10 protein-coding genes are annotated in these 15245 nt (G+C 72.9%); 8 read left to right on the forward strand and 2 right to left on the reverse strand.

Annotation, left to right across the window (positions count from 1 at the left end; genetic code table 11):
- The 5 genes from ACIG47_RS00840 (at window position 1) to ACIG47_RS00860 (ending at window position 8161) form a co-directional block, all read left to right on the forward strand.
- A complete protein-coding gene (locus ACIG47_RS00840; RefSeq protein ID WP_397429232.1) occupies window positions 1-2529 on the forward strand; it encodes an ATP-binding protein in 2529 nt (842 codons plus the stop codon).
- Entirely contained in the window at window positions 2526-4502 is a 1977-nt protein-coding gene (locus tag ACIG47_RS00845; protein ID WP_397429233.1) for a hypothetical protein, read from the forward strand. The genes ACIG47_RS00840 and ACIG47_RS00845 overlap by 4 nt, the downstream gene beginning before the upstream one ends.
- Window positions 4499-5143, forward strand: coding sequence for a hypothetical protein (locus ACIG47_RS00850; RefSeq protein ID WP_397429234.1), 645 nt, complete (start codon window positions 4499-4501; stop codon window positions 5141-5143). Before ACIG47_RS00845 ends, ACIG47_RS00850 begins: the two co-directional genes overlap by 4 nt.
- Complete coding sequence (locus ACIG47_RS00855) at window positions 5140-6447, forward strand: M23 family metallopeptidase (RefSeq protein WP_397429235.1); 1308 nt, start codon at window positions 5140-5142, stop codon at window positions 6445-6447. Before ACIG47_RS00850 ends, ACIG47_RS00855 begins: the two co-directional genes overlap by 4 nt.
- A gap of 175 nt (window positions 6448-6622) precedes the next feature.
- Window positions 6623-8161, forward strand: a complete 1539-nt coding sequence (locus ACIG47_RS00860) for an MDR family MFS transporter (RefSeq protein ID WP_397429236.1) — start codon at window positions 6623-6625, stop codon at window positions 8159-8161.
- Between the two features lie 189 nt (window positions 8162-8350).
- Here ACIG47_RS00860 and ACIG47_RS00865 read toward each other — a convergent pair whose 3' ends face one another.
- Window positions 8351-9775, reverse strand: a complete 1425-nt coding sequence (locus ACIG47_RS00865; protein WP_397429237.1) for an SMI1/KNR4 family protein — start codon at window positions 9773-9775, stop codon at window positions 8351-8353.
- Window positions 9776-9836: 61 nt separating this feature from the next.
- On the opposite strand from ACIG47_RS00865, the gene ACIG47_RS00870 reads away from it, so the two are divergent.
- Window positions 9837-10787 carry a ribose-phosphate diphosphokinase gene (locus ACIG47_RS00870; protein WP_397412157.1) on the forward strand — a complete coding sequence of 317 codons (951 nt, stop codon included), beginning with the start codon at window positions 9837-9839 and terminating at the stop codon, window positions 10785-10787.
- A 12-nt stretch (window positions 10788-10799) separates the two neighbouring features.
- On the opposite strand, the gene ACIG47_RS00875 is transcribed toward ACIG47_RS00870, so the two are convergent.
- On the reverse strand, window positions 10800-12239 hold the full coding sequence (locus tag ACIG47_RS00875) for a CCA tRNA nucleotidyltransferase (RefSeq protein WP_397429238.1): 1440 nt from the start codon (window positions 12237-12239) through the stop codon (window positions 10800-10802).
- 97 nt (window positions 12240-12336) lie between these two features.
- On the opposite strand from ACIG47_RS00875, the gene ACIG47_RS00880 reads away from it, so the two are divergent.
- On the forward strand, window positions 12337-12969 hold the full coding sequence (locus tag ACIG47_RS00880) for an NUDIX hydrolase (protein WP_397412161.1): 633 nt from the start codon (window positions 12337-12339) through the stop codon (window positions 12967-12969).
- Window positions 12966-15206, forward strand: a complete 2241-nt coding sequence (locus ACIG47_RS00885) for a DUF6049 family protein (RefSeq protein WP_397429239.1) — start codon at window positions 12966-12968, stop codon at window positions 15204-15206. Before ACIG47_RS00880 ends, ACIG47_RS00885 begins: the two co-directional genes overlap by 4 nt.
- Window positions 15207-15245: the final 39 nt, after the last annotated feature.

The following is a 15245-nucleotide window of genomic DNA, read 5'->3' on the forward strand; positions in this document are numbered from 1 at the left end:
ATGCTGAGCCACATCTCGGCCCTGACCGACGGCCTCATGTGGACCCGCACCGGGACCGTGTGGGCGGTCTGGCGCGTGTCCCCCGTGCCCTACGCGTTCCAGCCGGACGACAAGAAGCACGCCGCCCGGCGGCACCACACCGCGCTGTACCGCGCGCTGCGGGGCGAGTCGCTGCACCTGGGTCTGACGGCGGCGACGGACCCGGCGTCCGTGGTGCTGTCCATGATCGAGGGCGTCGACCTGACCGAGCGCGAGGCATGGGCCGCGGAGTGCGAGGCCACCCTCGACTTCCTGGAGCAGATCCCGATCGGCCGGCGCGTGCACTGGATCGCCGCCCCGCTGGCCAACCCGGGCGCCAAGGCCTTCCTGGAACCGCTCCGCGCGAGCTGGACCACCCTCCAGGACACGCTGATGATGCCGCGCTCCGTGCCGGGCCGGCACGCGGTCGGCGAACGCGCTGCGCAGGCTGAGGCGCTGCGCAAGGAGATGCCCGGGGCGTTCGACCCGCGGCCGGCGACGGTGGCCGAGATGGCGTGGATGTTCGGGCACGCGATGCAGCGCGGCCTGGGGATCGACACCGCGGTGCCCGTGGACGGTTCGCTGGACGCCGAGATGCACCTGTCGGGACCGTCGGTGCTGCCGTCGGCGCTCGTGGACCCGGCGGGGCAGACCGACTCCGAGAAGCGGCTCGGCCCCCTGCAGATCCTCCGGCGGCCCTACGTCAAGGTGCTCGACCCCACCAACCCGGAGCTCGCCTCCTACCAGACGACGCTCGTGGTGAGCGACACGCCGTCGGGCGGGATCGTGTACCCGGGGTGCGAGTGGATCGGGCGGGTCGACGAGTCGGGCGTGCCCTGCGACTGGGCCATCCGCATGACGGTGCGCTCGCGCGACGAGGTGACCAACCGGAACCGCCGGGCCGTGCGCACGCTGAACGACCAGTTCGACCAGCGTTCCGAGGAGGAGCGCGCCGGCTCGTCCCTGGACACGACGGCGCGCGCCCTGGGCGAGTACCAGGCCGTGATGGACGCCGACGAGCTCGAGGTGGAGGTCGACGCCACCACGATGTTCACGGTCTCGGGCCACACCCCGGAGCAGGCGCTCGATGACGCCCGCGACCTGACCAAGTACTTCGCCGCGATGCAGTTCGCGCTGCGGACCGACCCCACGATCCAGCCCACCCTCTTCGAGGCCACGCTGCCCGGCATGCCGACGCCGCGCGCCGTGCGCGAGTACTCGCAGATCACCACGGCCCGCGCGTTCTCCGCGGCGGTGCCGTTCGCGACCACCGAGCTCGGCGACACCTCCGGCTCGCTGTTCGCGCTGGAGATCTCGAACGGCGCCGCCCGGCCCAACCCGGTGTTCGTGAACCTGGCCGGTGCCACCGACAAGCTGGACGTCGCGCTCGCCATGGGCTTCGTCGGCGAGCTGGGCTCCGGCAAGTCGGTGAGCATGAAGACCGTGGCCATGGACAACGTCGACATGGGCGCCACGCTCATGGCCGTGGACCACACGGAGATGGGCGAGTGGGGCATCGCCGTCTCCGAGATCCCCGGCTCGCAGGTCGTGGAGATCTCGGAGGACGCGACGGTGTCCATGGACCCGCTGCGGATCCTGCCGCCCGCCCAGGCCCCGCGGGTCGCGCGGGCCTTCCTCACGGTGCTGCTGTCGGTGCAGACCAAGTCCGAGCAGAACGTGCTGCTGTCCAAGGTGCTCCAGACCGAGTACATGTGGCGGCACCAGATCACGTCGCTCGGCTCGCTCGCCCGCCACCTGGAGCAGGACTGCGAGTTCCCGGGCGCCCGGATGCTCGCCGACGAGATGCGCATCTTCTCCGAGCTGGACTTCGGCCGCGCCCTCTTCGACGACTCCTTGCCGCCGCTCGACCTGAGCTCGCCGGCGATCGTGCTGCACACGCACAAGATGCAGCTCCCCTCGAAGGCCGACATGGAGCACGGGCACCTGTTCGCCGAGCTCAAGGCCGAGAAGGTGTTCGGCCGCGCCACGTTCGCGCTCATCGCGGCCCTGGCGCGCTACCGCTGCTTCGCGGACCGCTCCCGGCTCGACATCTTCGCCGCCGACGAGGCGTCCAAGACGATGTCGTCGCCCGAGGCGGCCGAGGAGATCGGCACGTTCATCCGCGACGGCCGCAAGCACAAGGCCGCGCTGCTGCTGGGCAGCCACGACGCCGAGGAGGACTTCGGCAACGAGGTGGTGCGCGGGCTCATCCCGTTCCGCGTGCTGCTGCGCCACCGCGACGCGAACCTCGCCCGCCGCGGCCTGCGCTGGCTGCACGGCCTGCCCGTCGACGCGCCGGTCGACGACGGGCTGGTCAAGCTGGTCACCGAGGGCACGGCGCCCGTGGTCGACGCCTCCGGTGTGCCCGAGGAGCGGCGCGGCGAGTGCCTGATCCGGGACTTCCAGGCCCGGTACGGCCGGGCGAAGGTCATGGCGCCCCTGGTCGAGAAGCGCGCCGAGACCGTCAAGACCACGCCGACGAGCTCGACGGGCGCGGTGATCGGGGCATGATCGGGCTGGCGCCCCTCCAGGCCGCCGACCCGCAGGGCGGGCTGAACCTGGAGGACACGCAGGGCGTGGCCGTGGACCGGTTCATGCTCCAGTGGGACACGGGCTCACCGTGGAACCCGCTGAACGTCGACTCCGAGATCTTCTCGACCCTCGCGGGCATGTTCTGGGTCTGGTACCGGGACATGGTCGCGGTGCAGATCTGGGTGCTCGACTGGGTGCTCGGCATGGACTGGCTGGGCTACATCCTGGCGCCGCTGGCCGGGCTGAGCATCATCGTGCAGGGCATGATCGCCCAGATCGGCCTGCTCAACCTGATGCTCATCATCCTGGCGTTCGTCGTGGGGTTCTGGCTGCTGAAGGGGCGGTACGCGGGCGGCTTCATGGAGCTGCTGATCGGTTGCCTCATCGCCGCCCTCGCCACGACGTTCCTCGCCAACCCGATGGCGACCATCGGCGGCGAGCAGGGCGTCATCATGCAGTCGCGCGACGCGGGCATGGACATCGCCACCGGATTCGCGACCGACGGAGCCTCGTTCCAGCAGGACTCGACGGTGATCCGCGACGGCCTCAAGGGGCAGCTCGTGGACACCCTGCTGCGGGTACCCCACCAGATCATCAACTACGGCAGCGTCATCGACGGCACGGGCTGCGCGGACACCTACACCGAGAGCGTCGGCCGGGAGAACGCCGTCGACGCGATCGGGGGCTGCGACGCGGCCTACAAGGAGGCGGCCTCCACGGTCGACGCCGGCACCGTCGTCTCGACGCTCAGCCTGCTCACCACGGGGTTCGTGTTCCTGCTGCTGTCCGTGGTGATCGTCGGCGGCACCATCTTCGCGGTGGTGCTGCTCGGCTGGTCGGCGATCAAGCTGCTCTGGCAGCTCCCGGTCGGCGTCATCTCCAGCGGCACGCGGGCCCAGCTCTTCCGCACGTTCGCGAGCGTGCTCTTCGGCTGCATCCTCGTCGCGATGGCCACGATGTTCCTGGTCGCGTGGATGAAGATCCTGCTCGGCTTCTACGACGCCACCAGCGGCCTGCCGTTCCTCGTGCGGCTGTACCTGTTCAACACGCTGGTGCTCGCGGGCGCCGTCTTCTACGTGCTCATGGGCGCCAGCGTGCGGCAGGCCCTGCGGGGCCTGGCCGACCGGCTCGCGGCCGCCGGCGTGCCCTCCCAGGTGGGCGAGCCCGCGGCGATGCCGTGGGACGGCAGCGCGAAGTGGCGCGAGCGCTACACCAAGGCCAAGGAGTGGGCCGGCGTGGGGCTCGGCCCGGCACCCGTCAAGCCGCAGGAGAGCGTCGTGGACACCGACAAGGTGGACTCGGGCCCGGCGGTCATCGACGGTACGCCGCCCGCCGGCTCGGTCGCCGGCGGCGCCGTCGCCGGGGGTGCGGTGGCCGCCGCCGGCCAGGCCGGTGCGGCGGGCGACGGCCGCACGCAGCCCATCCCGGTCGACGGCGCCGGCGGCCCCGGACCGGACGGCGCCCCGGGCGGCGGCAACGCCTGGACCACCGCGGCCCGTACGGTCCAGGTCGGTTCGACCGCCGGCGGGCAGCCGGGTGGCGACCAGCCCGCCGACGGTGCCAACGCGGGCGAGAAGCCGTCGAACGAACCGGCGCCGCACCTGCCGCCCACCGCCGGTGAGCGTCTGACCGACCGGCTGAGCAGCGCGGGCCGGGCCGGCACCTCGATCGCGCTCCAGGCGGGCGCGATGGTGGCGAGCGGCGGCACGTCCGCGGCTGCGGCCGGCGCCTCCAAGGCGCTGACCGTCGTGCGCAGGACCGGTCAGGCCAAGCAGGTGCTCGCCGCGGTGCGGGGCCTGGGCCGGCGCGGGGAACGGTCGCAGAGCGCGGCGCGGCTGGCCGCGTCGCTCGACGCCGCGCGCCAGGGCGGTACGCCGCAGGCCGGTCCGCAGCCGTCGGCGATCGTGCACAACCCGGGCCGCCGGCAGATGCGAGGGCTGGGCCGCTCATGAGACGTGCAGTCGTCACGGTGGTCGTCGTGGTCGTCCTCGCGATCGGGACGTGGGTGGGCTGGCCGCGCGAGGGCGGCCCGGCCGATCCGGGCGCGCAGGCCGGCGTGGTCACGCCGCGGGACCAGGACGACTTCGGCAACCCGGAGGGAACGTCCGACGACGTCGCGGGCGGCGACCAGGCGGATGTCCCGGCGACCGGTCCGGTCGACGAGCCGGTCGACGACCAGCCTGCCGCCGGGGATCCTGCCCTCGAGGTGACGGCGGAGCCGGAGTTCGACGAGTCCGCACCGAGCGAACCGGTCGAGGCGACCTGGGACGACACGGTCCGGACGGCGGCCCTGGACGCCGCGCGCGCGACCATGACGGCGTTCGCCGCCACCGACCAGACGGCGGCCGCGTGGTGGGACGGCCTCGAACCGCTGCTCACGCCGCAGGCCAGACCGGTCTACCAGGACGTCGACCCGCGGCTGGTGCCGGTCACCCAGGTGACCGGTGACCCGGAGGTCACGGACGAGACCTCCACGCTGCTGGCCGAGGTGGCCGTGCCCACCGACATCGGCCCCTACACGGTCCTCCTGACCCGGGCCGACGGCGCGGCCCCCTGGCTGGCCGAGCAGATCAGGCCGCCGGAGGGGTCGTGAGCGGGCGGGACGCCGTCGGGCTGGCGACCCGGGTCGCCCGGACGGCGGTCCGGTCCAGGGCCCGTCCTGGCTCCGGCCCGGGTCGGAAGAAGGACGATGCGACACGGCGGGCCGTCATCGTCCTGGTCGTGCTGATGGCGGCCGTCCTGGCGGTGCCCGCGGCGGTCGTCGCGATGGTCGTGCTGGTCGGCGGAGCCGTGAGCGAGAGCCAGTCGCAGGACGGCTGCAGCATGTCGGCGTCGGTGGTGCCGGCCGGCGGCCAGGCGACGGCGGCCGGCGGGTTCACCGCCGAGCAGCTCCAGAACGCGTCGGTGATCCTCCAGGTGGGTCAGGAGCGCGGGGTGCCGGGACGGGCCCAGGCGATCGCGGTGATGACCGCGCTCGGCGAGTCGGGCCTGCGCAACCTGACCTACGGCGACGACCGCTTCGGCGTGCGCAACCCGGACGGCACGCTGACGTCCTCGATCGGCATGTTCCAGGAGCAGAAGTGGTACGGCACGGTCGAGGAGCGGCTCGATCCCGTGCAGTCCTCGGGCCGGTACTACGACCGGCTGCTCGCCGTCACGGGCTGGGAGACGATGGAGCCGACCATCGCCGCCCACAAGGCGCAGCGCAACGCCGACCCGTACCACTACCAGAAGTACTGGGACCAGGCGCTGCAGGTCATGCAGCTCGTCAGCGGCGCGGACGAGCAGGACCTCGCGGCGCTGTCCCGGTCCATCCAGGGCGCCGCGGCCGGTGCACCCTGCATGAGCGGGTCGATCGGTCAGGCGGCGGTCGGCGCGGGCGGCTGGGCGAACCCCGCCGTCGGGACGAAGGCGTCCGGTTTCGGGCCGCGCAACACCGGGATCGCGGGGGCCTCGACCTACCACCTGGGCCAGGACATCGCGGCGTCGTGCGGCACGCAGGTGTACGCGGCAGCCGCGGGGCGGGTGGTGATCTCCGGGGCGACCGGCTGGGGCACGGGCAACACGATCCGCATCGAGCACGGGATGGGTCTCGACTCGACGTACGGGCACCTGCTCACCGGCACCAACCTGGTGCGGGTCGGCGACACGGTGCGGGCGGGGCAGCAGATCGCGTCGATGGGGGGCGACTCGCGCATCGACCCGGCGGGCGCGGGGACGTCGTCGGGCTGCCACCTGCACTACGAGGTGCGGATGAACGGGCAGGCGGTGGACCCGGAGCCGTTCATGGCGCAGCAGGGGGTGACGCTCGGCGTGGCCGCACCGGTCACCGAGTCGGTGGCACCCGGCGACGACGCCCAGGACCCGGCGGGCCCGGCGGACGCCGTCGGACGCTGACGCGGGGTCCGCCGAGGGGCGTGCCGATGATTTCTGCTCACCGCAGACGTCTGTGAAAACAGGTCGCGATCGTCGGCGGGAATACCTGACGATGGTCCGGCGTCGTTAGACGTAGGTCGTGTGCAATGTCGCTCTCGATCTCGGCCCGCGCGCACCGTACCGAGAGGGCATACCCATGAGTACCGACACGATCGACACGTCCGACCACCTGAGCGAACCACCGACCACGCCGGTCCGGGGTACCTCTGACCTGCCCGCTGAACAACCCGTCGACGAACCCCGCCAGGACAAGCTCGCACCCGGGGCGTTCCGTGCCATCGCCCTGCTCCTGGCGAGCGGCTTCACCGTGATCCTCAACGAGACGACCATGTCGGTGGCCCTGCCGCCCATCATGGACGAGCTGGGCATCACCGCGACGACGGGCCAGTGGCTCACCACCGCGTTCCTGCTCACGATGGCCGTCGTCATCCCGGCGACCGGGTTCCTCATCAACCGGCTGGGCACCCGAGGTGCCTACCTGACGGCGATGTCCCTGTTCACGGTGGGCACGGCCCTGGCGATGATCGCCCCGGGCTTCGGCCTCCTCGTGACCGGCCGCGTGGTCCAGGCCACGGGTACCGCGATCATGATGCCGCTGCTCATGACGACGATCATGACGATCGTGCCGCCGCACATGCGGGGGCGGGTCATGGGCAACGTCGGTCTGGTCATCGCCGCGGCGCCGGCGCTCGGCCCCACACTGTCGGGCGCGATCCTGGAGCCCCTGGGCTGGCGTGGCGTCTTCGGCGTCGTGCTGCCGATCGCCGTGCTCGCGCTCGTCGCGGGCGTGCTGTGGATCCGCGACGTGTCGGACAAGGACGCGCACCACCTCGACCCGCTGTCCCTGCTGCTCGCGGTCGTCGCCTTCGGCGGCCTCGTGTGGGGGCTCTCGGGCCTCGGCGAGGGCGCGCACGCGGGTGCCGGTGCCATCAACCCGCTGATCCCGCTGATCACCGGCCTGGCGTTCCTCGGCCTGTTCATCTGGCGGCAGATCGTGCGCCAGCGCACCGACTCCGCGCTGCTCGACCTGCGGACCTTCCGCGAGAGCAACTTCCGCGTGGCCATCGGCATCATGGCGGTCTCGATGCTCGCGATGCTCGGCACGCTGATCGTGCTGCCGCTGGTGCTGCAGCAGGCCATGGGCCTCACGCCCCTCCAGTCGGGCCTGGTCGTGCTGCCCGGCGGTCTCGCGATGGGCCTGCTGGGTCCGGTCGTCGGCCGGTGGTACGACAGGGTGGGACCGCGTCCGCTCCTGGTTCCGGGCGCCGTGCTGGTCACGCTCGGCATCGGCATGCTGGCGTTCCTGCACCCGGGCATCTCGGTGTTCTACGTGCTCGGTGCGCACATCACGTTCAGCCTGGGGCTGGCTGCGGTGTTCACGCCGCTGTTCAGCGCGGCGCTCGGTGTGCTCAAGCCGCACCAGTACTCGCACGGCTCGGCGACCATCAACACCGTGCAGCAGGTCGCGGGCGCAGCCGGCACCGCGCTGTTCATCGCGATCATGACGCTCCGGTCCGATGCCCTGACCGCCACGGGCACCTCGGCCGCGGACGCCCTGACCAAGGGTGCGGGCCTCGCCTTCGGGATCGGTGCGGGCGTGATGGCGGTGACCATCGCGCTGGCGACGCTGATCAGGCGTCCGGAGTCCGACGGCGAGGTCCACGGGGGTCACTGACCGCGAACCGGGAACCGCCGTGGCCTCGGTCCCTTGATGGAGGGCACAGCACCACTTCGGTCCGTTGCCTCCAGTTCGGTCGCTCGATTGACCGAACTGGAGGCAACGGACCGAAGTCGTTCCAGGGCCCTATGCCATTGACCGAAGTCACTTCAGGGCTCCGTGGCAGGGACGGGAGCCAGCCCTGGGCTAGCGGCCGAAGAGCCTGCCGAGCAGCCCCTTGCGCTCCGCACGCGCCGGACGCGTCAGACGGACGACCTCGATCGGCGGCAGGCCCCGCAGCGCGAGCAGCCGGTCCGCCACGGCGAGCGCGTCGGTCAGGACCGGCGGGTTCGCGCGGTCAGGCACCAGGCCCGCGGCCTTGAGCGTGTCCGGCACGGTCCCGGCGTCGAACCGCGCCATCCAGTCCGCCGGGTCGAGCGCAAGGAACTCGACTGGCCCGTCGGCGGCACCAGGACCCGCCGGACTCACCCCACCCGCGTCCGTCGTGCTCTCCGGTCGATCAGGCGTCGCCACCCGACCGGCCAGCAGCGCCGCGAGGCTCTCCGCCCGGTACGTCGCACCCGCCCGCACCTCATGGTCCAGCAGCACGACCTGGCCCAGGTGCCCGGCCGGCCCCGGCGCGAGGTCGACGGCGTAGACGTTTCCCGCGCCGTCGGTACCCACCGGGAACCAGAGCGGCGAGCCGATCACCGCCTGCACCCGGTCCGCCGGGTCCCGGGGTGCGACCGTGCCGGCGTCAGCGGTCCAGGTGCCGAACCGGGCGGCCGGCAGGAACGCCTCACGCAGTGCACTCCCGCTCAGCGGCACGATCTCGAACCCACCGAACCGTCCCTCCTCCGGTGCGAGCTTCAGCGCGCCGCTCCCGGCCGCGGCGTACAGGGAGCGCACCTCGGCGGGCAGCCGAGCACCGTCGGGCAGCGCCATCTCCGCGGCGTCGATCTCCTCCGGCGCGGCGCCGACGGCGTCGGGCATCCGCTCGGCGACCACCCGCGCCACGGCGTCGGGGTCGGCCGACGGCGCGGTCGCGGCATCCGGACGCGGCTCGATCGTCTCCCGGTACGACGCCGGGAGCGCCCCCGGTTCCAGCACCACCTCCAGCACCGGCGCCGTCGGACCGGAGACGACGGCGGGCGGGAGCGTGATCAGCTCGACGACGTCGCGCACGGGCGCGTCGCCGCTGGGCGAGGCCCCGCGGTCGCGGGCGTCCCCGCGTTCGCGCGCATCCCCGCCGTCGCGGGCGTCCCTCCGGTCGCGCGCACCGCCGCCGTCACGCGCACCGCCGCCCGAGGGAGCACCGCCGCCCAGCCGGCCCCCGCCGTGCACGGCCACGACCCGCACGAGCTGCTCGCTGTCCGGCAGCAGGGCGGCCACCTCGCGCAACGCCTCGTCGAGCTCCGCCCGCGGACCCGGCCCGCCGGTCCGTGCGGCGGTGAGCGCCAGCTCCCGGTCGCGGTCGCGGCGGGCCGCGGCGTCGCCGTCGTCCAGGTATGTGCCCTGCGCACCCCCACGGCCGACGGTGCCCACGAACTCGCTGGTATGCGTTCCCGGTGGTGCGGAGCGGCGCAGCGCGTCGACGAACGGGGCCCAGGTCTGCCAGTCGGTGACGCTCATGGCGCACATGATGCCCTCTCCAGCCTAGGCGGGCCGCCGCGACGTTCCGTAGACTCCAGCCATGGCCGAGGTGCGGGTCTTCGCTGGTACCGGTGGTCAGCGCTTCGCCCATGCGATGTGCGCTGATCTCGGCGTCGCGTTGAGCCCGGTCAAGATCCAGCGCTTCGCGAACGACTGCCTGCAGGTCCAGCTCCTGGAGAACTGCCGCGAGCGCGACGTCTACCTGGTGCAGTCGGTGGTACGCCCCGCACAGGAGAGCCTCATGGAGCTCCTGCTGATGATCGACGCGGCCAAGGGTGCTTCGGCGGCCCGGATCACCGCCGTCATGCCGCACTTCGCGTACGCGCGGTCCGACAAGAAGGACGCGCCCCGCATCTCGGTGGGCGGGCGTCTCGTCGCGGACCTCCTGGAGACGGCGGGCGTGAACCGCATCCTCACCATGACGTTGCACGCACCGCAGGTGCACGCGTTCTTCCGTGTGCCGACCGACCAGCTCAACGCGCTGCGCGAGCTGGCGGCGTACTTCGCACCGAGTGACCTGGCGAAGGCGACGGTGGTGTCCCCCGACCTCGGCAACGCGAAGAGCGCGTCGGCGTTCGCCAAGATGCTCGGCGTGCCGGTCGCGGCGGCGGCCAAGGAGCGGTTCGACGGCGACCGGGTCGAGATCACGTCGCTGATCGGCGACGTCACGGGCCGCGACATCATCGTGCTGGACGACGAGATCGCCAACGGTTCCACGATCGTCGCCGTCCTCGACCTGCTGCGCGAGCACGGCGCGCGCAGCGTGCGGATCGCCTGCACGCACGGCATCTTCGCCAACGACGCCGTGCACCGGATCGCGGCCGACCCCGACGTCGTCGAGATCGTCACCACCGACACGGTGCCGACCGCGGGTCTGCTGGCGCACGACAAGCTGACCGTGATCAGCGTGGCGCCGGCGTTCGCCGAGGCGGTGCGCCGCATCCACAGCGGCGAGTCGGTCAGCGCGCTGTTCGACCCGACCCACGTCTAGCCCGGCACGCGGTCATCCGCGCTCGGCCCACCACTTCCGCAGCTCCTCGGTCGCGGTCTCCTCGCCCAGCGGGCCGCGCTCCATGCGCAGCGCCAGGAGATGCTTGTACGCGGCGCCCACATCGCGCGACGGCGGGATCCCGAGGATAGCCATGATCTGCGTGCCGTCGAGGTCGGGCCGGATGGCGTCGATCTCCTCCTGCTCGCGCAGTGCGGCGATGCGGTTCTCCAGGTCCGTGTACGCGTCGGAGAGGCGCTTGGCCTTGCGCTTGTTGCGTGTGGTCGAGTCGGCGCGGGTGAGGCGGTGCAGCCGTTCGAGCAGCGGGCCGGCGTCGGTCACGTAGCGGCGCACGGCGGAGTCGGTCCAGGCGCCGTCGCCGTACCCGTGGAAGCGCAGGTGCAGCTCGACGAGCCGGGAGACGTCCTTCACCACCTGCTTCTCGTACTTGAGCGCACGCAGCCGCTTGGCGGCGAGCTTGGCCCCGACCACCTCGTGGTGGTGGAAGCTCACTCCCCCGCCGGGCTCGAAGCGGCGCGTGGCGGGCTTGCCGATGTCGTGCAGCAACGAGGCGAGACGCAGCACCAGGTCGGGCGCCGGCACCGCGCCGTCGGGCCCGGTCTCCTGGGCGATGGCCTGCTCCAGCACCGTGAGCGAGTGCTGGTAGACGTCCTTGTGCCGGTGGTGCTCGTCGATCTCGAGCTGGAGGGCGGGCAGCTCCGGCAGCACGTGCTCGGCAAGTCCCGTGTCCGCGAGCACCTCGAGACCCGCGCGCGGGTCGTCGCTCAGGAGCAGCTTCGTGAGCTCGGCCTGCACCCTCTCGGCCGACACGATCTCGATGCGGTCCGCCATCGCCACGAGCGCGGCCAGCGTCCCTGGTTCCACGTGAAACGAGAGCTGCGCGGCGAACCGCGCGGCACGCATCATGCGCAGCGGGTCGTCGTCGAACGAGCGCTCGGGCGCGATGGGTGTGCGCAGCACCCCGGCCGCCAGGTCGGTCAGCCCCTCGAACGGGTCCACGAAGGTCAGGTCGGGTACGCGCACGGCCATCGCGTTCACCGTGAAGTCGCGGCGCGACAGGTCGCCGTCGAGCGTGTCGCCGAACTCCACCAGCGGCTTGCGCGACGCCGGGTCGTACTTGTCCGTCCGGTACGTCGTCACCTCGACGACGACGTCGCCCCGCCGGGCGCCGATGGTGCCGAACTCCTTGCCGATGTCCCAGTGGGCGTCGCCCCAGCGCGCGAGGATCCGCTGTGTCTGGTCCGGCGTCGCCGACGTCGCGAAGTCGAGGTCGTTGCTCGCGCGGCCCAGGAAGGCGTCGCGTACCGGACCGCCGACGAGCGAGAGCTCGTGACCGGCGGCACGGAACTGCTCGCCCAGCTCGAGCGCGGCGGGCGCCATCTCGGTCAGCACGCCGAGCGCGCGCCGCAACAGGTCCTGCTCAGGGGTAGACACAGCCCAAGATTCTCCCAGACGCGGCGCGCCACCACTCACCGCGCGAAACGACGCCCGCCTGACCTGAGCAACGGTGCTCAGTCGGTAGTGTTGGGGCATGTCCACCCCTGTTCCGGCGAGCGACCGTCCTGATGGTCGCCCGGAGGTGCCCACGCCGCCCGGCGGGGCGCCGCTGCGGGTGAATCCGGCCCGGCGGGCCGCGGCCACCGCCCCGGTGCACCTGCCCATCGTGGACGAGACCTCGGCCGGGGGCCTGGTGCTCCGCGCCGACCCGGACGGCAGCGGCGAGCTGAGCGCGGCCGTGCTGCTGCGCCGCAACCGCACCGGCCGGCTGGAGTGGTGCCTGCCGAAGGGCCACCTCGAGGGTCGCGAGACGCCGCAGGAGGCGGCGATCCGGGAGATCCGCGAGGAGACCGGGATCCGCGGCTCGATCCAGGCGGAGCTCGGCGTGATCGACTACTGGTTCACCGGTGAGGACCGGCGGGTGCACAAGGTCGTGCACCATTACCTCTTGCGCGCGGAGGGCGGTCGCCTGACCGTGGAGGACGATCCGGACGGCGAAGCCGAGGACGCTCTCTGGGTCAGGATCGACGAGCTCGCCGGGCGCCTGTCGTACCCGAACGAGCAGCGACTGGCCACGGCCGCCCTGGACCTCCTCGAGTCGTCGAGGCACCTCCGGGACGTGCTGCGCGCCGACGCCTTCCCCACGGAGCGCCCCGACCTGCCATGACGCAGCACCCCGACATCACCCGCAGTCCCGCCCACCGCCGGGCGGCCCGCCGCGCCGGCACGCTCAGCGCCGCGCTCCTGGCGGTCGTGGCGCTCGTGGGGTCGGCAGTCCTGCCGGCGTCCGCCGCCGGTCCGATGGCCGGGCACCCGCCCGCAGGCGCGTCCTCCGCTCCGGCGGCGGTCACCAGGACTGCGCCGGGCGACGGCGCCGTGCACGTGTCCGTCACGAGCATCTCGCACCCGATAGCCGTCCCCGGCGACACGGTGACCGTCCGGGCGAGCGTCACCAACACCACCGACGCCGTGATCGACGGCGCGGAGGCGCAGTTCACGGTCGACTACCTGGCGCTCACCTCGCGCGCCGAGATCGCCGCGTGGTCCGAGGCGGGCCTGCTCGACCCGGTCTACGGCACCGGGAGCACCACCACGGTCCCGCGGCTGGCGCCGGGCGCCTCCACCACCGTCTCGTTCACCTACGACCCGGGTGTCCAGGCGCTCCAGGGGTTCGGTGCCCGCCGCCTCGCGATCTCCGTCGGTGATGCCTCCGGGCGCCTGGGCATCGCCCGCTCGTTCCTCATGTACGACGCCGACGGCACCGAGCGCGTGCCGATGAAGCTCAGCGTCCTGGCCGCCGTGACCAGCCCGGCGACCGACCCCGCCGACCCGAGCTCCGCCGAGCTGGAGCTGGCCCAGCAGACCGCGGCGGGCCAGCGGCTCGACGGCGTGCTCCAGGTCGCGGAGCACAACACCGTCTCGCTCGCCGTCGACCCGAACCTCATGGGCACGGCCGAGGCCTCGCAGGACCCGGAGCTGCGGGACTGGTACGACCGGATGCTCGCGGCCGCCGGGACGACGGCGACGTTCACGCTCCCGGACCACGACCCGGACCTCGCGGCACTCGCGCACGCGGGCGTGCTCTCCACGGGACCGCGCAGCTTCGTGCGCGGTCCGCGCGCCGGGGTCTGGGAGATCCCGGCCACCTGGCACACGAACTTCGCCTGGCCTGCCGACGGTACGGTGCCCGACGTCGAGACCCTCGGCCTCGCCGTCGCCAGCGGCCGGGACGACGTCGTGGTGGGCGCCGGCGGACTGGCCTACGAGGGTGTCGGCACGGTGACCGGCCGGGCGGAGGTGGCGACACCGGCGGGCACCGCGCACGCCGTCGTGACGGACGAGCCGCTGACCGAGGCGTTCCTGGCCGCCACCGACCTGTCGGGCGCCGATTCGACCGCCTCCGCCCAGGAGTCCGCCGACACGACGGCGGTCACCACGGCGTCCACCGCGACGGAGGGTGCGCAGCGCCTGCTCGCGGAGACGGCTGCCGTCGTCAGCCAGGCGCCCTACGACCCGCCGTCGCTCTCGATCGTGGCGCCCCGGAGCTGGACGCCCGACACCGACGCCGCCAAGGCCGTGCTCGACACGCTCGACGAGGCCGGCTGGATCTCGCCCACGACGCTGGACGCGCTGTTCGTCCAGGACGCACCCGAGGTGGCCCGCACCCCCCTCCCGAAGCACGAGCGGGCCAAGGCGGAGCTCGCGGCGGCCGACGTCAAGGCGCTGGAGCAGGCGCGGGACGCGATCGTCACGTTCTCCTCCGTGGCGGGCGAGGAGCACCCCGTGATCTGGCGGCCCGGCGTACGGCGGCTGATCGCCCCGCTGGCGGTCGCGCGCCGCGCCGACCCCGGCCTCCGGGAACAGGTCGTGCAGCAGGTGCTCCAGGAGAACGACGAGATCACGAAGAACTCCGTGACCGTGGTGCCCCGCCAGGACATCAACTTCATCACCGACGTCGGCAACATCCCCGTGCGCGTGCGCAACGCGCTCACCGTGGACGCGACCGTCACCGTGGTGCTGCGCCCCGACCACCCCCGGCTCACGGTCGACGAGCGCACGACCGAGACCGTGCCCGCGGGTCAGGAGATGGACGTCCAGGTCCCGGTCCGGGCGATCGGGTCCGGCGACGTCGAGGTGACGGCACAGGTGCTCACCCCGACCGGGGCGAAGATCAACGACGACTCGACGTTCCAGGTCCGGGTCCGCGCGGGTTGGGAGGAGGTCGGCACCTGGATCGCCGCAGGCCTCGTGGCCCTGCTCTTCCTGGCCGGCATCTGGCGCACGGTGCGTCGCGGCCGATCGCCCAACCGCGCCACCCGCGAGGACGTCGAGGAGGCGACCGGGACCGCCGCCGAGGCGCCCGAGACCGCACCGGCCACGTCGGGCACCCCGGCACGGCCCTAGCACGCCGTCGGGCGGAGTAGTGTTTCGGCCGCCGCACAC

The sequence above is a fragment of the Promicromonospora sp. NPDC052451 genome (assembly GCF_044547525.1).
GTDB lineage: Bacteria > Actinomycetota > Actinomycetes > Actinomycetales > Cellulomonadaceae > Promicromonospora.